We start from the raw sequence: 17121 nt of genomic DNA, 5'->3' as shown, positions 1-17121 counted from the left end.
TACCGGCCGTGAAACACGCGGGCTGTTTCAGGGCCGCCGGACGGTGGGACTACAGGGGCCCGCGGACGGAGAGGACCAGCGCATTGGAACAGCAGTCAGATCAGCGGGCGATCGTCAGGCGGCTGCTGTGGGCCCAGGGAGTCAACGGGTTCGGCGACGGCCTGTGGTTCAGCATCTGGGCGATCTTCTTCACCCGGATCCAGGGGATCCCGGCCGGGAGCATGGGGCTCGCGGTGGGGCTCGGAGGCGCGGTCGGCCTGCTGGCCGCCACGCCGGTCGGCGTGCTGGCCGACCACCGGGGGCCGCGCGAGGTCCTCGGCGTCATCATCGTGCTCCGCGGCCTCGCCATGGCGGCCTATGCCTTCGTCGGCGGCTTCTGGTCGCTGCTGCTGGTCGGCTCGCTGTTCTCGGCCGTCCAGAGCTCGGGCGCGGGTGTCCGGGTGACGCTCGTCTACGGGCTGATGCCGGAGGAGAACCGGCTCCGCACGCTCGCGCAGTCGCGGGTCGTGCAGCACATCACCTACGCGCTGGGCGCGGGGGCGGCGGCCCTCGTCCTCGCCAACGGCACCCGGCCGGCGTTCGTGGCGGCGGTCCTGCTGAACGCGGCGACGTTCCTCGTCACCGCCGTCATCACCCTGAGCGTTCCCAGGGTCCCCGCCGTTCCCGCCGAGCGCCGCCGGAAGAGCACGCAGGCCATCCGGGACGTGCCGTACGTCGCGATCGTGGCGACGACGGCGATCCTGTCCCTGTGCTGGTCGATCCTGTCCAGTGGCCTGCCGCTCTGGATCGCGGGCGACACGAAGGCCCCGGTCTGGACGGCCGCGCTCGCCGTCGCGCTCAGTTCGGCCGCCATCGCGCTGTTCCAGGTGCGGGTCACCCGGCAGGGCGAGGGGGTGCCCGGCGCGGTCCGGGCGGCCCGGTTCTCCAGCGCGGCGCTCGCCCTGTGCTGCGTCGTCTTCGCGCTGGCCGCGTGGCCCGCGTCGGCCGCCGTCGCGATGATCGTCGTCGTGCTGGGCGTGGGGGCGCACGTGCTGGGCGAGCTCTACTACGTGTCCGCGCAGTGGGGGCTCTCGCTCGGGCTGATGGCGCGCGACGCGGAGGGCCAGTATCAGGGTGTCGCGGCCAGCGCGGAGGCCGCGATCGTCGCACTGGGACCGGCGATCGTCACGACGCTCATCACCGGCATGCGCGGAGCGGGATGGCTCATCCTCGGGGGGATCCTCCTCCTCGCCGTGGCCCCGACCGGTGCCCTGGCCCGCCGGGCGATGCGCGACGGCTACCGGGTGGCCGCGGCCAGGCCGCTCATCATACCGACCGTCCAGGAGGGATCGTGACCCCTCCGAGCGCCGCTACGCGGTCTTCGGGAGCGCGGCGCAGAGCCGGTCCAGCTCGTCCTCGGTGTTGTAGTAGTGGACCGAGGCGCGCACCAGTGAGGGCAGCCCCCGCGACTCGAAGTCCCAGCGGGCCGAGGAGGCGCTGGAGACCGACACGTTGACGGCCTTGGCGGCGAGCCGGCCGGCGATCTCCTGGCTGTCGTGACCGGCGACCGTGAACGTGACGATCCCGGACCGCCGTGCTCCCGTGTCGTGGACGGTCACGCCGGGCAGCGCGGCGAGCCGCCGCCGCAGCTCCTCCGCGAGCGCGGTGACGCGCTCCTCGATGGCGTCCAGGCCCAGGTCGAGGGCGTAGTCCGCGGCCACCCCGAGGCCGATCTTCCCGGCCTGGTAGGTCTCCCAGTTCTCGAAGCGCCGCGCGTCGTCCCTGACGCTGTAGGAGTCCCGGGAGTCCCAGGTAGCGGAGTGGAGGTCGAGGAACGGCGGCTCCAGGCTCTCCAGGACGCGGCGGGAGCAGTAGAGGAACCCGGTGCCGCGCGGGCCGCGGAGGAACTTGCGCCCGGTCGCGGACAGCAGGTCGCAGCCGATCTCCTCCACGTCGACGCGCATCTGGCCGACCGACTGGCAGGCGTCGAGCAGGTAGGTCACCCCGGCCTCCCGGGCGACCTCCCCGATCTCGGCCGCCGGGTTGACGAGGCCGCCCTGGGTGGGCACGTGGGTCACGGCGATCAGCTTCACCGTCTCGTCCAGCATGCGCCGCAGCGCGTCGACGGATAACTGGCCGCTGTCGTCGTCGGGCACGACGTCCACCCGCACACCGTGGCGGCGGGCGATCTGCAGGAACGGGATGACGTTGCTGGCGTACTCGGCGCGGGCCGTGAGGATGCGGTCTCCCGGCCGCCAGGGCAGGGAGTAGAAGGCCATGTCCCACGCGACGGTGGCGTTCTCCACCACGGCGATCTCGTCGCGGCCGGCGCCGACCAGACGGGCGAGCGCGTCGTAGGTGTGCTCGATCAGGTCGCTCCGCGCGGCGGCCGCCTCGTAGCCCCCGATCCGCTCCTCCAGCCGGAGGTGCTCCACGACGGCGTCGGTGACCTGGCGCGGCGGCAGCGAGGAGCCCGCGTTGTTGAAGTGGGCGACGTGTTCGCATCCGGCCGTGTCGGCCCGCACCCGCTCGACGTCGATTCCCACGCCCACCCCTCCCCCGCCACATCCAAGTCGCACCGCGTGTCTATTGTGCCGCGAGGGTCGTCGGCGGGCGCCGCCCTGTGCGTCGTGACGGTACGGCGCGGCGCCCGCGACTGAACGCGACGTCAGACGGCCGGTCAGACGGCGAGGGCGGCGACCTCCGTGCCGGCGAGGAGGAACGCGCCGACCCCGTAGGGCTGGGTGCTGGTGGCCGACCAGGGGTAGTTGTCGCTCGGCTTCGCGCCGGGCCCCTGGACGTAACCGAGCAGGCCGTCGCTCCGCAGCGCGACGGAGATCATCCCCTGCCAGGCCCGCTCCACCACGGGCAGGTAGGTGGCGGCGTCCAGCAGCCCGTGGTTGATCCCGTAGGCCAGGCCGTACGTGAAGAAGGCGGTGCCGCTGGTCTCCGGACCGGCGTAGTTCACCGGGTCGGTCAGGCTCGCGTTCCAGAAGCCGTCGGCGCGCTGGAGCGGCTTGAGGGCGGCGGCCATGCTCCGCAGGTTGTCGGCGTACTCGCTGTAGTGTGCCGCGGTCGACGGGAGGGCGGCGAGGACCTTGGCGTGGGCCGCGATGGACCAGCCGTTGCCGCGCGACCAGTAGGTCGAGCTGCGGACGTAGTTGTTGTCACGCCACCACAGGCGCTGCGTGGGGCTCCAGAGCCCGGTCCGCTTGCTGGTCTGCGACTTGGTGTAGGTGTAGCTGTTGTAGAGGTAGTCGAGGTGCGCCGTGCTGCTCTTCAGGACGCCGAGCCGGGCGAAGACGGGCATGGCCATGTGCAGCGCGTCCACCCAGGTCCAGTAGTTCGTCCTGCCGCCGGCGATCTGGGCGCTGATCCGGTTCACGGTCGCGTCGATGTAGTGCGGCTGGGGGTCCAGCGCGTACAGGTCGAGGTAGACCTGCCCGGCCGCCTCGTGGTCGGCGTGGAACGGCGTGCTGCCGTCAGCCATCAGCTGGTAGTCGTGGTGCTCGGCCCAGGCCTTGCTGAAGTCGCGGTATTTCACGTCCTGCGTCAGCCGGTAGAGGGCCATGTTGCCGCTGTGGAACGTGGCGTTGTGCCAGTTGTTGTCATTGCTGTACATGGGCGTCCGGGACAGCCAGTAGTCGGCCGCCCGGCGGGTGTCGGCGATCACCTGCGTCCTTGACAGGGAGGTGGCGCCGGCCGCGGCGGCGGTCGCCCGGCCGCCGAGGACTGCCGCTCCCGCGAGCAGGCCGGAGGTGGCGAGGAAACCGCGTCGCGTGGGTCGGATGCTCAATGTGCCTCAGTCTCCTAGTGGTGCGCGTTCTCTCCAGGAGTGCCCCGGCTCCCAAAGCGCGCAGTGGTCACAATCTGATAGATAGGATCCTTAACGAATGGAGAGATCGTCAAGGGCTGATTTCCGGCGACCGGCGCCCTTAAAGGTCGGACCGTTTCTCGGGAGATACCCTCTAAATCGGTAGGCATTGTTGACAATGCGGCCGTCGGCCCTGCAAGTTGTTCCATGGGCACAGCGTCTCGGGAGCCGAGGCCCTGGGCGGCAAGACGACTGTTTTGAAGGTGAGCCACGCCTTTGGTTCGCCCCACACTGACGAGATGCCGGTCGGCCGTTCCGCCATCCCCACCACCCCCACCATCCCCACGGTCCTCACCGCCATCACCCAACGCCCACGCCCACGGCCTCACATCGGGCAGAACGGGAGCTGACGATGACCCACACCACCCCGACGACCCCCGCCACCCCGACGACCCCAGCCACCCCGACGACCCCAGCCATCACGACGACCCCGGCCCGGGAGCCGGAGGAGGCCGATCATCGCTCGCCTCGGGTACGGCTCTCGCAGCTCCTCGACGAAGGCTCCATGGTCGCCCTGCACGCCCCGGACGGCAGCGGCGTCACCGCCGTGCGCGGCCGGATCGGCGGCGAGAGGGTGGTGGCCTACTGCACCGACGCGACCTCCATGGGTGGGGCGCTCGGCGCGCGGGGCAGCCTTCACATCGTGGAGGCGATCGACCTGGCGGTCCGGCGGCGCTGCCCGGTGGTCGGCCTGTGGCACTCGGGCGGCGCGCGGCTGGCGGACGGCGTGGAGTCGATGGACGGTGTCGGCAGGATGTTCGCCGCCATGATCCGCGCCTCGGGGCGGGTCCCGCAGATCTCCGTCGTCCTCGGCCCGGCCGCGGGCGCGGCGGCCTACGGCCCGGCGCTCACCGACATCGTGATCATGTCCGAGGCCGGGCGGGTCTTCGTCACCGGACCCGACGTGGTCCGCGCCGTGACGGGCGAGCAGATCGACATGGACGGCCTGGGCGGGGCCGAGGTGCACTCCCGCAAGTCTGGAGTCGTCCACGTGGTGGCGGCCACGGAGGCCGAGGCGTACCTGCGGGCCCGCCGCATCACGGGCCTGCTGGCCCGCCAGGGGTCGTTCGACCTCGGCGCCTGCCGGGACGACGACCCGGACATCCGTACGCTGCTTCCCGAACAGCCGCGACGCGCCTACGACGTGCGGCCGCTGATCCGCCGGGTCCTCGACCCGGGAGGAGACGCGTTCGAGGAGCTCCAGCCGAAATGGGCGCCGAACATGGTGATCGGGCTCGGGCGGCTGGCCGGCCGGTCCGTCGGGGTGCTGGCGAACAACCCACTGCGCAAGGGCGGCTGCCTCGACTCCCTCAGCGCCGAGAAAGCGGCCCGTTTCGTCAGGATGTGCGACGCCTTCGGCGTTCCGCTGCTCGTGATCGTGGACGTCCCGGGATATCTGCCCGGCGTCGGCCAGGAGTGGGACGGTGTCGTACGGCGAGGCGCCAAGCTTCTGCACGCGTTCGGTGAGGCGGTCGTGCCCCGGGTCACGCTCGTCACCCGCAAGTCGTACGGCGGGGCGTACATCGCCATGAACTCCCGGTCGCTGGGCGCGACGACGGTCCTGGCGTGGCCGGAGGCCGAGGTGGCGGTGATGGCCGCGGAGGCGGCCGTCGGGGTGCTGCACCGCAAGAAGCTGGCGGCGGCTCCCGACGAGGAGCGCGAGACGTTGCGAGCGGCACTGGTCGAGGAGCATCGGCGGCTCGCGGGCGGCGTCGGCCGAGGGCTGGCGCTCGGCGTCATCGACGAGGTCATCGATCCGCCCTCCACCCGGCGACGGCTGGTGGAGGCCTTCCACTCCGCTCCGCCGGCGCGCGGAATCCATGGCAACATCCCCCTCTGAGTGGGCAGTGGCCGTACCGGACCGTCAACGTCAGCACGAGCACGTCAGCACGAGCAGGAGGAACCGCGGTGACCACCCTTGCCGACGTCTGGATCCGGCGCTTCCATCCCGCGCGGGAGGGCGCGGCGCGGCTGGTGTGCTTTCCGCACGCCGGAGGATCGGCCAGCGCCTACCACTCCCTGTCGGCCGCGCTGTCGCCCCACGTGGAGGTGCTGGCGCTCCAGTATCCGGGCCGCCAGGACCGTCGCAAGGAACCGCTGATCACGGACATCGCGACGCTGTGCGGCCAGGCGGCGGAGGCCCTGCGGCATCTCTCACCCACCGGGCCTTATGCGTCTCAGGGGTTGCCTGTGGCGTTCTTCGGGCACAGCATGGGAGCGATCGTGGCGTTCGAGATCGCCCGGCGGTTCGACGGCGTGACGACGCTGTTCGCCTCCGGGAGGCGGGCGCCGTCCAGGGCGCGGCACGAGGACGTTCACCTCCGGGACGACGCCCAGGTGATGAACGAGCTCAACGCGCTGCGGGGCACCGACAGCGCCGTGCTGATGGACGAGGAGATGCTGGAGTTGATCCTGCCGGCTGTGCGCGCCGACTACACGGCGATCGAGACCTACAGGTACGCGGAGGGGCCGGGACTCACCTGCCCCGTCGTCGCCCTCGTGGGCGACGCCGACCCGCTGACCACGGCCGAGGAGGCACGCGCCTGGCAGGAGCACACGACCGGCCCGTTCGACCTGCGCTTGTTCCCCGGCGGCCACTTCTTCCTGGGCGACCACGAGACCGCCGTCAGGGACGTGATCCTCACGTCTCTCCGGGCCGGTTCATGAGCACGCTGTACGGCATCAGCGACCTGCACGTCGGCTACCGGGAGAACCGCGAGATCGTCTCCAAGCTGGAGCCCGACGAGGACGGCGACTGGCTGATCGTCGCGGGCGACGTCGCGGAGACGCCGGCCGCCGTCGAGTGGGCGCTCGGCACGCTGGCGGAGCGCTACGCGAAGGTGATCTGGTCGCCCGGCAACCACGAGCTCTGGACCACGGCGGACGATCCGGTCCGCCTGCGCGGCATGGCGCGGTACGAGCATCTCGTCCGCATCTGCCGCGACCTGGGCGTGGCGACGCCCGAGGATCCCTACCCGGTGTGGAACGGACCGGAGGGGCCGGTCGCGGTCGCCCCGCTGTTCCTCCTGTACGACTACAGCTTCCTCCCCGAGGGGACCTCCACGAAGGAGGAGGGGTTGGAGTACGCGCACGGCACGGGGATCGTGTGCTCGGACGAGTTCGTGCTGCACCCCGACCCGTACCCGACCCGGGAGGCGTGGTGCGAGGCGAGGGTCGCGCAGACAGAGCGCCGCCTCGCCGCCCTCGAAATGCCGACCGTGCTGGTCAACCACTATCCCCTCGTCCGGGAGCCGACGCGGATCCTCCGTCACCCCGAGTTCGCCATGTGGTGTGGCACCGAGCGCACCGCCGACTGGCACACGCGCTTCCGCGCGGCGGCGGTCGTCTACGGGCACCTGCACATCCCCAGGACCACCTGGTACGACGGCGTCCGGTTCGAGGAGGTGTCCCTCGGTTACCCGAGGGAGTGGCGCATCCGCCAGGCCGGGCCGTCCCGTCCGCGTGCCGTGCTGTCCCCTCGCCGGGACGCCGGGGGCGCGGCGTGATCGACAAGATCCTTCCGTCCTGGGTGGTGACGGCCGAGGAGTTCGGCGACGTGCCGGACGCGACGCTGTTCCCCGAAGAGGAGGGGCTGATCGCGAACGCGGTGGCGGTCCGGCGTGGGGAGTTCGTCACCGGGCGGCACTGCGCGCGGCGGGCGCTGGGCCGCCTGGGGGTGCCTCCGGGGCCGATCCTGCGCGGCGAGCGCGGGGCGCCGCTGTGGCCGCCGGGCACGATCGGCAGCATCACCCACTGCGCCGGTTATCGCGCGGCCGCCGTCGCTTCTGAACGGGACGCGGCCATGCTCGGCATCGACGCGGAGCCCCACGGGCCGCTGCCGTCCGGCGTGCTGGAGGCGATCGCCCGGCCCGAGGAGATCGTCGCCCTGCGACTGCTCCGGAAGGCGGACCCGGCGGTGTGCTGGGACAGGATCCTGTTCAGCGCCAAGGAGTCGGTCTACAAGACGTGGTTCCCCGTCACGGGGCGGTGGCTCGAGTTCTCCGAGGCCTCGGTGGACATCGACACCTCGGGCGGGTTCACCGCACGGCTTCTGGTGACCGACGCCCGCATGGGCACAGACGTACTCTCGGGCCGCTGGCTGGTCGCCGACGGGCTGCTCGCCACCTCCATCGCCCGTGCCCGCTAAAGGCTGAACCTCTCGGTCAGGCGCCGGCCCCCTGCCGTGTGGCCCCCTGCCGTGTGCCCCGCTGCCGTGCGGGCCGGCGCCTCGCCTGGGCGGCGAAGGCACGCAGGAACGTGCGGACGCCCGCCCGCACCGACTGGTCCAGCTCGCCGGGACTGACCGGCCGCGTTCCGAGCGCCGAGAGCGCGGGGAGGTTTCCGGCGACCAACGCCATGAACTGGTTCGCGGCGACCACCGGGTCGTCGATGTCCAGGTGCCCCCGGTTGGCCAGGCTTGCCAGCCTGCCCGCGAGGACGTTGAGCGCTGGCGTCCCGCCCCTCGCGACCACCTCGTCGTACAGGTCGGGCAGGCGAGCCGCCTCGGCGTAGAGCAGCCGTTGCAGCGCCCACCCCGCCTCGCTGAGCTGGCACTCCACCATCAGGTGGGCGACCCTGGTGAGCTCGCCCTCCAGGTCGGCCCCGTCGTCCGGCAGAGTGGCGAAGGCCGCGATGATCCTGGCCGCCGTGCGGTCGGCGGAGTCCCGCATGACCGTGCGGAACAGGGTCTCCTTGTCCTGGAAGTGGTTGTACACGGTCGGCTTGGCGACGCCCGCGACGCTCGCGATCGCGTCGATGCTCGCCTGCGCGTAGCCCTCCTGCGAGAAGACCTTCACGGCGGCGCTGAGGATCGCGGTCCGCTTGTCGATCCGTCCTCTGCTCTGGGCCGGACGCTCGATGGTGGTCACCCTGTGAGAGTACCCCAGCGAAGGCCGAGTGCCGCTTGAAGAACTGAACGCGAGAGTTCAAACTAATGGGCCTGAGAGTATTGAATGGAGGTCTTATGACCACGGAACTACGGGCCGGGGAGTCCCCCGGCCAGGTCTCGGCGTCCAGAGTTCTGGGGCTGGTCCTCGTGGCGATCGTGGGTTGCGAGTTCATGCTCCAACTCGACGCCACCATCGTCGCCGTCGCGCTGCCCGGCCTGCAGTCCGACCTCGGCCTGTCCCCCGGAGCGCTGTCCTGGGTGATCAACGGGTTCGTGCTGCCCTTCGGCGGCGTGCTGCTGCTGGGCGGGCGCCTCGGAGACCTGTTCGGCCACCGCACGGTGTTCCTCGCGGGCACCCTGCTGCTCGCCGCGGCGTCGCTGCTCGCCGGGCTCGCCCCCAACTTCGGCTGGCTGATCGCGGGCCGGGCCCTTCAGGGGATCGCCGCCGCCCTGGCCGGCCCCGCCGGGCTCGCCCTGCTGTCCACCACCTTCACCGGGGAGCGGCAGCAGCGGGCCTTCGCCGTCTACTCCACGGTCACCGGCCTGGCCGCGGCCGCCGGCATGATCCTGGGCGGCGTGCTGACCTGGGCCGCCGACTGGCGCTGGACTCTGCTCGTCAACGCCCCGATCGGGCTGCTCATCGCCCTGCTCGGCGTACGGACGATCACGCCGGGCGAGAAGCCCGCCGGGCGGGCGTCACTCGACCTGCCGGGAGCGCTGCTGTCCATCGTCGGCATGACCGCGGTCGTCTACGGGTTCGTCCGGGTGGCCGACCACGGCTGGCGGAACACGGTCGCGCTCTCCTCGCTAATCGCCGGGGTGATCGTGCTGGCGCTGTTCGTGCTGCTGGAGGCCCGTACGGCCGCGCCGATGCTGCCTCTGCGGGTGTTCAGCCACCGGGCCAGGGCCGGGGCGTTCCTCAACCTCGCGCTGCTCGCCTTCGTCCTGACCGGCTTCCTGTTCTTCCTGGCGCAGTTCCTGCAGCGGGTGCTCCACCTCGACCCCCTGGTAACCGGCCTGGCCTTCCTCCCGTTCGGGCTGGCCCTCCTCGTCACCGCCCGCTCGGCCCCCAAACTCCTCACCAAGGTCGAGCCGAAGGTCCTGGCCCTCATCGGACTGGCGCTCATCACCGCCGCCACCCTCTGGCTGAGCAGGGTGAACGCGAACAGCGAGTACCTCACGGCGGTCCTCGGGCCGATCATCATCCTGGGGTTCGGGGCCGGGGCGGCCATCGTGCCGTTCAACATCATCATCCTGTCCGAGACCCCGGCCGAGGACGCCGGGATAACCTCGGGCGTCCTCCAGGCCTCCCTGTCGGTGGGTGGAGCGCTCGGCCTCGCCGTACTGCTGACCCTGTTCGCCGGGGAGGGCTCGCACGTCGCCTCCGGGGTGTCCCACGTGTTCACCGGCGCGGCGGTGACGGCCGGTGCGGCCATCCTCGTCAGCCTCGCAGCATGGTTCATCCCGTCTCAGACTCTGGTAGCAAGATAACTGAACTAAAGGGTTAATTCGATGGTCGGCTACAGACACAATCATGTCCACGCCGCCTGAGGTGCCTGCCGTGTCCCGCCGGCCCGTCCCGGTGGGACGGCAGGCCCCTCTCGGAGCCGCTTGAGACCCATGGTCACCCTGCCAACCTCTGCAAGCGGCGACTGCTCGCCCCGACACACGAGAGCCCCCGGCGGTAGGCGCCTGGGGCTCTGCTTGTTGTGTCAGGCGTGAGTGCGGGCGGCCAGCCAGGAAGTGAGGTCCCCGGCGGTGTTCCTGACGTTCGTGTGGGTCGTCAGATGGGACTCCTGTCCCGGCCCCTCGCGCCGTTCGATCTCGTAGGTCTCGTCTTCACGGAGTGACACCGAGACATACCAAGGCGGGTCGTCGCCGTCCGGCTGCACCGTCATAAAGGTATTGTCGGTATGGTTTAATTCGCTGATCAATACGACGATCGCCTCGGGGGAGGGATCGTCGAGATGGTAGCCGTCGTCGGTGTCGGCGCAATAATGCTGAGCGGCCATAACCGCCCCTTTCTCGTCTGCTGACCAGCGGAATCTCGGCATGTCCAGCATGACAGGTCCCTCGGCACCCGCGCCGGGTGTCACAACTTTCCGTGGCGCCAAAACGTAAATTCGCAGCCCGCACACTTACGAAAGGAGGATGGATTACGCCGATTTGGATTAATTCAAACCATTAAGACACCGAGCCATCTCTCAATGCGCAATCGCAAATGTCCCCGGACGCGCGACCGTGCAGTAAGACCACCCGGTGTGACGACGGAGTAAGACCACGCTGCAAGACCGGGCCAGCGCGACCGGGTGACGGAACCTCCCGCCCAGTGATCGGGAATGGGCGCACCACGACGGAAGACCTGCGTCCGGCGCCGGGCGGGGCATCAAAAGGGCGGCACATCCAGTGTGGTCTCATCCGGCGGGGGCTGCCCGGCACCTGACGATGGATCGCTCGGCGGCTGTTCGGCCGATGGCTGTTCGGCGGGCGACTGCGGTGCTACCTCTTCCATCCAGACCGGTGCGTATTCGAACGTGCTGGGCAGCGGTAGATCAACATCAGGCTCGGTCTCCGGAGTGGCCTGGATGGCCTGGGTGATCGGTTCGGGGAGGGGGTCGATGATGGGTGGTGGTGTGACCGGGTAGTGGTGGCCGGTGCGGCTGATCCAGGTGAGGTGGCCGGGTTGGGGTTGGATGACGCGCCAGCCGTGGTCGCGGAGGTCGTGGTCGTGTGCGCAGGCGGCGCCCAGGTTGGCGTCGGTGGTCGGCCCGCCGTGGCCGTGCTGGTGGGTGTGGTCCAGCTCTGATCGGCTGGCGGGGGCGCGGCAGCCGGGGTAGGTGCAGACGCGGTCGCGGATTTGGACCCATCGCCGCAATCCGGCTCTGGGGAACCGTCGCCGCTTATCCGTACCGTCAGGGCACGTGTTCCCGGCCCGCATGGGGCGTCCGCCCGATGGTTGATCCTTCTCGTTCGCGGCGTCGGCGGCCTGCGCCTGGACGTCCTCGGTTGAGGGGCCGGCGGCGGCCTCGGCGGCGTCAGCACAGAGGTTCCTTGTACTGGCACGGACGTCCCCTGCCTCGGCACGGGGCTCGGCCTCGGCACAAGAGTCGGTCTCGGCGCGGGGGTTGGCGTTGCTGCTGGTGTCCTGCTGGGTGTCGCTGTCCGCGTGGGTGTCGCTGTCCGCGCGGGTGTCGGTGGTGTGGTTGTCGGTGGTGGCCTGGTCGAGTTGGCGGGTGATGTCGGTGATGACGCGGGCCCATCCGGCGCCGAGGGCGGCCAGGTCGGAAGTCCACTGACGCAGCAGCGTAAGCGGGATCTGCAACTCGACGATGCCTCGCCGCCGGACCGGCCCGCGTGCCGCCCGCCCCGCTGCGCGTCCCGCTGCTTGTTCAGCAGCTCGTTCCGCCGTTCGTGCCGATGGTGGTTGCGCCGCTTGGTCCGATGCCCGTTGTGACGCCCGTTGTGATGCCGGTGGCGGCATCCATTCCGATGCCGGTTGTGATGCCGGTGGCGATGCCGGTTCCGGCACCGGTTGTGATGCCGGTGGCGATGCCGGTTCCGGCACCGGTTGTGGTGCGGGTTGTGGTTCTGGTGGTGGTTGCTGTTGTGGTGCCTGGGTCGTGGTGGTGGGGTGGCGGGGCCATCCGGCGGGCCGGTAGGAGGTGATCCCGGCGAACAGCAGTTGCCCGTCCTCGTCGCAGATCGCGAACCGCCATTCCCCGTTGATCTGGCGTTTGGCCAGGCGGCGGGCGAGCTGGGCGTGGATGGGCCCCCACCCGGCCAGCTCGGCGGGTAGGTCGTCCAGGTGCATCAGCGTGGAGACCCGCACCCGCACCTCCCCGGCCGCGAACCCCGCCCCACCCGAAAGCAGGCCGGCCAACACCCCACCCCGCACGGCCATCGAGGCGGCCGCCCCACCGCCCCCGCCACCTGAGCCGCCCGCAGCGGCACCGACCGCACTCCCTGATCTGTCTGTGGCCTCGCCCGAGCCGCCCGAGCCGCCCGTGGGGGCCTCGGCTGCGCTGCGTCCGCTGCCCGCACTTGCCGCGCCTTCTGCTGTGCCGGCGGCCGTCGCGGTCTGCGGTGTCCGTCTGGCCGCGCGGAGGGTGCCCTTCGGCTGCTGCGCACCGCCGGGGCCATCCCCATCGTGCGATCCTGCGAGGCCGCCCCCGTCCCGCGTGCCATCGGAGGCGCCGATGCTGTCCGCACCAGCCGAATTATGGACGCCGTCCACGTTGTCCGGGTCGGCGTCGCTGGCGGGACCCTGAGTGCGGCGGGTGCTGGCCGCAGCGGGAGCGCCATCTGGGTTGTGGGCGCCGCTGCCGACGTGGGGGTGCGCCGGGTCCCGAAGGCCGGCGTCGTCGGTGGGCTGATCGTCGGCGTCCGCGTTGGGCTGCTCGGCGTTGGGCTGCTGGTCGTCGGGGTCGTTGGCGTTGTTGTGGGGGTGGTCGTTGAGGTGCGGGTCGTAGTCGTCTTCGGTATCGACCGGGTCGGAATGAGCGGCTTTGCTGAGGAGGAGCGCGGTGATCGCGTCGTCGTCGAGACCGGTCAGGCTCCCGTCGAGCAGGCCGAGGAAAACGTCGGAGCGGATGTGGTCGATCGGGGCGTGCAGGCCGGCGCGTTTGGTCTGCCGGGCGATGGCATCCACCCGGGCGATGGCGGCCGCCGCCTGGTCCACGGGCAACTGATGACCGGTGATCGTCGCGGTCCCGTCGGCGTGACGCATGCCCTCGATGCGGCGCCGCTGCAACGCCCGCTCATACTTACGCCGCGCCCACTGCGGATCGGCGGCCACCAGCAGCGTCTTGATCTTGTCTTTCAACTGGCTGGTCGTACACGTCCCCGCCTTCGGCAGCAGATGACCGGCCACCGCCCGGGCGAGGGGGTCGGGGACACCCTCCAGCCAGTCATGAAAAACCACGGCGCGGGCTTTGTCGATGACCCCCACCGCAAGGGCCCGGTGGACGGCGGGAAGGCGGGTCGACAGATCATAAGCGAAAACGTATTCACGCTCGGCGGCGCGGCGGGTCAACACCAGCGCGGCCCGGATCTCATCGGCGGAGTAGTTGTCCGGGCGCGGCATTTTCTTCATGTCACACGGGGACGGCTCATACAGGCCGACTTCGGCCATGACGGCGGCTTTGCGGGCTTGGACGTGCGCTTCGAGCCGGGCGTAGGCTTGCAGCACCAGCACCGCGTCGTAGCCGCTCAACCGGGCGATGTCCAACCCGTCCAGGACGGCGGCCAGCCCAGGACCGGGCGCCATCCGCGCCAGCCCCTCAGGGATTCGCTGCCGTTCGACAATCACACGGTAAAACTACCAACCACCACCGACAAAAACGCTTCGGGCGGAGGGCCAGGAATTCACCATGCCCCCTTTCTGGTTCCTATGACAGTGAGAATTACGCCGATATGTCTGCGCATCGATGGACGCAGTGGTATAAGAAACCTACTTACCGGTGAGATTCCGGCGGGGAAGGCATAGCGGTTCAAATCGCCCGCCGTACACCGGAGTATCGGGGGCGCCGAGTTCAAGGCCGACGGTCCTACTGACCTGCCGACCGCAATCGCCGCCGAGGTCTGGCTGCTTCGCCGTGGCAGACGCTGACCCTTCCGTTCGTACGGCTCGGCCTGTCCGCTTCCGTGTGGCTGCCGCCTGCCCGCCAACGCCGGAGCCGACGGCGGGTGGGCTCGACGATGGCGAGTTATGGGAAGCGCGAGAATTGTCAGTGGACCCTGGCAGGCTGTGCGCGAGTCATGAGCCATTGACCACGAGGACACTCGACAAGGAAGCCGCCATGCTTACAACCAACTACGTTCCCGGTGCCCCGAACTGGATCGATCTCGGCACACCGGACACCGAAGCCGCGTCCGCCTTCTACTGCGCTCTGCTCGGCTGGAGCTTCCAGTCGGCCGGGCCCGACTCGGGCGGTTATGGGTTCTTGCAGGTGGACGGCAAGACCGTCGCCGCCGTCGGCCCGCTCACCGAGGAAGGCGCCGTCTCGGCCTGGACGGTGTACTTCCACACCAACGACGCCGACGCCACCACCAAGGCGGTCGAGCAGGCGGGCGGGACCGTCCGGTTCCCGGCGTTCGACGTCTTCACCAATGGGCGGATGGCCGGGTTCACCGACCCCGGTGGGGCGGAGTTCGCCGTCTGGGAGCCCGGAGAGACCAAGGGCCTGGATCTCGTCACCGACCCCGGCTCACTGTGCTGGACCGAGGTCTACGTCCCGGACCCCTCGGCCGTCCTCCCCTTCTACCAGACCGTCTTCGGCTGGACGTCCGAGGAAATGCCGTTCGACGACGCGACGTACATCGTGTTATCGACCGCTGAGGGCGACAACCCGAGCCTGGGCGGTGTCATGCCGCTCCAGCCAGGAGACCGGCCGCACTGGCTGCCCTACTTCGAGGTGGCTGACTGCGACGCCACCGTGGCCAGGGCGCAGGAGCTCGGCGGGAGCGTCATCGTCCCGGCGATGGGTGTCGAGGGCGTCGGCAGGTTCGCCGTGCTGGCTGACGCGTACGGCGCGCGGTTCGCCGTCATGACCAGCGCCCCGGCCTGACAGACCGCGAGGCGGCAGAGCCCTGGCCGACCCTTCTGCCTGACAAGCGCATAGGCTCTGCCGCCTGACAAGCGCAAGGGCCCGCATGTCTGACGAATCCGTGTGCCCGGCGAACTGCCACGACGGCCGGCGACAGCCGCATGGTCCCGGCAACCTCCGCGAGGCCGGGCACTGGATGGGCGGTTGCGGAGGCCCAAGTCCGGAGCTCATCCTCCCGGGCCGACCTCGTTGTTCGGCGCCCCGTCGCCACTGGTGGGCAGGTCGCCGCTCGACCGGGCCAGGCGGGACGCCATCCGGCCTGGGCGCGACGCCGCCCAGGCTGGGAGTCTCGTCTCGGGCACGTGCCTGGCCCCGAAGGCCGTGCCCGCGGCGTGTCACGGTCGACGGCTTCCACAGGGGCGTTCAGCCGGAGGAGCCGGTCGCCATGGACTACGGCGTATTCGTGACGGCCGCCGCCGAGCGGTACCAACCGTCCCCATCGGGCTCGCATCTCACGGGCACGGTCGGGGGGTCGGCGTCGGAGAGCCGAGTACGCCACGGTGGTCATGTCCTGACATCGGCCCAGGGCGCGGTGCCGGGGCTGATCGCCTTCGACTACGCCCCTGGGCTCCTGGCGTTCCGTGAGCTGCCCAGTTTGGTGCGGGCGCTGGAACGGCTCACCGTCACGCCGGATCTCATCGTTTGCGACGGGTACGGCGTGGCCCACCCGAGACGCTTCGGTCTGGCCTGCCATCTCGGCGTGCTCACCGGCCTGCCGACCATTGGCGTGGGGAAGACGGCGTTCGTCGGAACGTACGACGAGCCGGGCCGGGACCGGGGCGCGTGGAGCGAGCTACGCCTGGACGGCGATGTGGTCGGCCGGGTGCTGCGGACGCAGGACGGCGTCAAGCCCGTCTTCGTCTCGGTCGGCCACCGGGCCGACATGGACACCGCCTTCCGCAACGTCCTGGCTCTGAGCCCCTCCCATCGGCTTCCCGAGACGACCCGAGAGGCCGACAGGCTCTCCCGCGACGCCCTCCGAACGGCGCTGCAGGGTGATCGGCACCGCCAGCGGGACCACCCGGCCCGGACCGGCATCCGGGGGTTCCCGACTCATGGCACGGGGCTCGCTCAGGAGGGCGAGAGGTAGGCGGCGGCGACCCGCTTGGGGACCACCATGCGCCAGGCCTCCACGACCAGCTCCTTGAGCTCGGCCTCGTCGATGGCGGCGAGCCAGACCCGCACCCAGTTGTAGCGCTCGTCCGACGGGCGGGGCATGTGGAACTTCCGGGGCTCGGCCGCGATGAGGGCGGCCCGCTCCTCCTTGGGGAACGCGAATCCCATGGACGTCTCGTCAGCGGAGATCGCCACGTAGACGACCCTGCCCACGCGGAAGGTGACGCGCTCTCTGACCAGCTTCTCCTCGGTCCTCGGCAGCGCCATCGCGATCCGGCGCACGTCCTCGGCGGTGATCACGTGTCTGAGGCCAGGTGGCGTTCGATGGAGGCCACCTTGGTGTCGAGGCGGCCTTCGCCGGAACGCGAGTCGGCCTTCAGCACGAGGCTGACGCGCGGGCTGCGCGCCTCGACGGCCGCGACCGCGTCCTTGACGACGGCGAGCACCTCGTCCCAGCTGTCCCCTTCGATGGTGGTGAACATGGCGTCGGTGCGGTTGGGCAGGCCGGACGCGCGAACGACGCGCACCGCCTCGGCGACCAGCTCTCCCACGTCCTCACCAGCGCCGATGGGCGTGACGCTGAACGCCACCAGCACCGACATCGCTCCCCCTCACGGTCACCGGGACGCCGGGCCGTACCGAACCCAGCCGGGGCGAGC

General features: G+C 70.5%; 15 protein-coding genes. 8 read left to right on the top strand and 7 right to left on the bottom strand.

The genetic code is table 11. From position 1 onward, the window contains the following. Nucleotides 1-83: 83 nt before the first annotated feature. A complete protein-coding gene (locus ABH927_RS26835) occupies nucleotides 84-1334 on the top strand; it encodes an MFS transporter (protein WP_370025986.1) in 1251 nt (416 codons plus the stop codon). A gap of 15 nt (nucleotides 1335-1349) precedes the next feature. Here ABH927_RS26835 and ABH927_RS26830 read toward each other — a convergent pair whose 3' ends face one another. Then, on the bottom strand, nucleotides 1350-2525 hold the full coding sequence (locus tag ABH927_RS26830) for an aminotransferase class V-fold PLP-dependent enzyme (protein ID WP_370025984.1): 1176 nt from the start codon (nucleotides 2523-2525) through the stop codon (nucleotides 1350-1352). Between the two features lie 134 nt (nucleotides 2526-2659). Then, nucleotides 2660-3775, bottom strand: a complete 1116-nt coding sequence (locus ABH927_RS26825; RefSeq protein ID WP_370025982.1) for a glycoside hydrolase family 88 protein — start codon at nucleotides 3773-3775, stop codon at nucleotides 2660-2662. A gap of 430 nt (nucleotides 3776-4205) precedes the next feature. Between ABH927_RS26825 and ABH927_RS26820 the strand changes: the two genes are divergently transcribed. The 4 genes from ABH927_RS26820 to ABH927_RS26805 all read left to right on the top strand — a co-directional run bounded on the left by ABH927_RS26820 (nucleotide 4206) and on the right by ABH927_RS26805 (nucleotide 8000). Further along, nucleotides 4206-5693: an acyl-CoA carboxylase subunit beta gene (locus tag ABH927_RS26820; protein WP_370025980.1), complete on the top strand. Its 1488-nt coding sequence runs from the start codon at nucleotides 4206-4208 to the stop codon at nucleotides 5691-5693. Nucleotides 5694-5761: 68 nt separating this feature from the next. Continuing rightward, entirely contained in the window at nucleotides 5762-6520 is a 759-nt protein-coding gene (locus ABH927_RS26815) for a thioesterase II family protein (RefSeq protein ID WP_370025978.1), read from the top strand. Further along, a complete protein-coding gene (locus ABH927_RS26810) occupies nucleotides 6517-7359 on the top strand; it encodes a metallophosphoesterase (protein ID WP_370025976.1) in 843 nt (280 codons plus the stop codon). The genes ABH927_RS26815 and ABH927_RS26810 overlap by 4 nt, the downstream gene beginning before the upstream one ends. After that, nucleotides 7356-8000 carry a 4'-phosphopantetheinyl transferase gene (locus tag ABH927_RS26805; RefSeq protein WP_370025974.1) on the top strand — a complete coding sequence of 215 codons (645 nt, stop codon included), beginning with the start codon at nucleotides 7356-7358 and terminating at the stop codon, nucleotides 7998-8000. The genes ABH927_RS26810 and ABH927_RS26805 overlap by 4 nt, the downstream gene beginning before the upstream one ends. A 16-nt stretch (nucleotides 8001-8016) precedes the next feature. On the opposite strand, the gene ABH927_RS26800 is transcribed toward ABH927_RS26805, so the two are convergent. After that, entirely contained in the window at nucleotides 8017-8721 is a 705-nt protein-coding gene (locus ABH927_RS26800) for a TetR/AcrR family transcriptional regulator (RefSeq protein ID WP_370025972.1), read from the bottom strand. 95 nt (nucleotides 8722-8816) lie between these two features. Between ABH927_RS26800 and ABH927_RS26795 the strand changes: the two genes are divergently transcribed. Next, nucleotides 8817-10232 (top strand): DHA2 family efflux MFS transporter permease subunit, encoded by a 1416-nt coding sequence (locus ABH927_RS26795; RefSeq protein ID WP_370025970.1) that lies wholly within the window; start codon nucleotides 8817-8819, stop codon nucleotides 10230-10232. 221 nt (nucleotides 10233-10453) lie between these two features. Here the strand turns inward: ABH927_RS26795 and ABH927_RS26790 are convergent, their stop codons facing one another. Both ABH927_RS26790 and ABH927_RS26785 read right to left on the bottom strand, forming a co-directional pair. Continuing rightward, nucleotides 10454-10804 (bottom strand): hypothetical protein, encoded by a 351-nt coding sequence (locus ABH927_RS26790; protein WP_370025969.1) that lies wholly within the window; start codon nucleotides 10802-10804, stop codon nucleotides 10454-10456. A gap of 323 nt (nucleotides 10805-11127) precedes the next feature. After that, a complete protein-coding gene (locus ABH927_RS26785; protein ID WP_370025968.1) occupies nucleotides 11128-14049 on the bottom strand; it encodes a DUF222 domain-containing protein in 2922 nt (973 codons plus the stop codon). A gap of 490 nt (nucleotides 14050-14539) precedes the next feature. On the opposite strand from ABH927_RS26785, the gene ABH927_RS26780 reads away from it, so the two are divergent. After that, nucleotides 14540-15307: a VOC family protein gene (locus ABH927_RS26780; protein ID WP_370025967.1), complete on the top strand. Its 768-nt coding sequence runs from the start codon at nucleotides 14540-14542 to the stop codon at nucleotides 15305-15307. 424 nt (nucleotides 15308-15731) lie between these two features. Continuing rightward, the gene (locus tag ABH927_RS26775) at nucleotides 15732-16436 is read left to right on the top strand and encodes an endonuclease V (RefSeq protein WP_370025966.1); all 705 of its coding nucleotides are present in this window, start codon (nucleotides 15732-15734) and stop codon (nucleotides 16434-16436) included. Here the strand turns inward: ABH927_RS26775 and ABH927_RS26770 are convergent. Both ABH927_RS26770 and ABH927_RS26765 read right to left on the bottom strand, forming a co-directional pair. Next, nucleotides 16418-16762, bottom strand: coding sequence for an MmcQ/YjbR family DNA-binding protein (locus tag ABH927_RS26770; RefSeq protein ID WP_370025965.1), 345 nt, complete (start codon nucleotides 16760-16762; stop codon nucleotides 16418-16420). The two genes, ABH927_RS26775 and ABH927_RS26770, sit on opposite strands and share 19 nt — an antisense overlap. Then, the gene (locus ABH927_RS26765; protein ID WP_315967895.1) at nucleotides 16759-17058 is read right to left on the bottom strand and encodes an MTH1187 family thiamine-binding protein; all 300 of its coding nucleotides are present in this window, start codon (nucleotides 17056-17058) and stop codon (nucleotides 16759-16761) included. The genes ABH927_RS26770 and ABH927_RS26765 overlap by 4 nt, the downstream gene beginning before the upstream one ends. Between the last annotated feature and the right edge of the window lie 63 nt (nucleotides 17059-17121).

The organism is Planotetraspora sp. GP83, assembly GCF_041262585.1.
Lineage (GTDB): Bacteria > Actinomycetota > Actinomycetes > Streptosporangiales > Streptosporangiaceae > JAOEGB01.
Note: the sequence above shows the minus strand (reverse complement) of the source record. Positions and strands in the feature narration are given on the sequence as shown.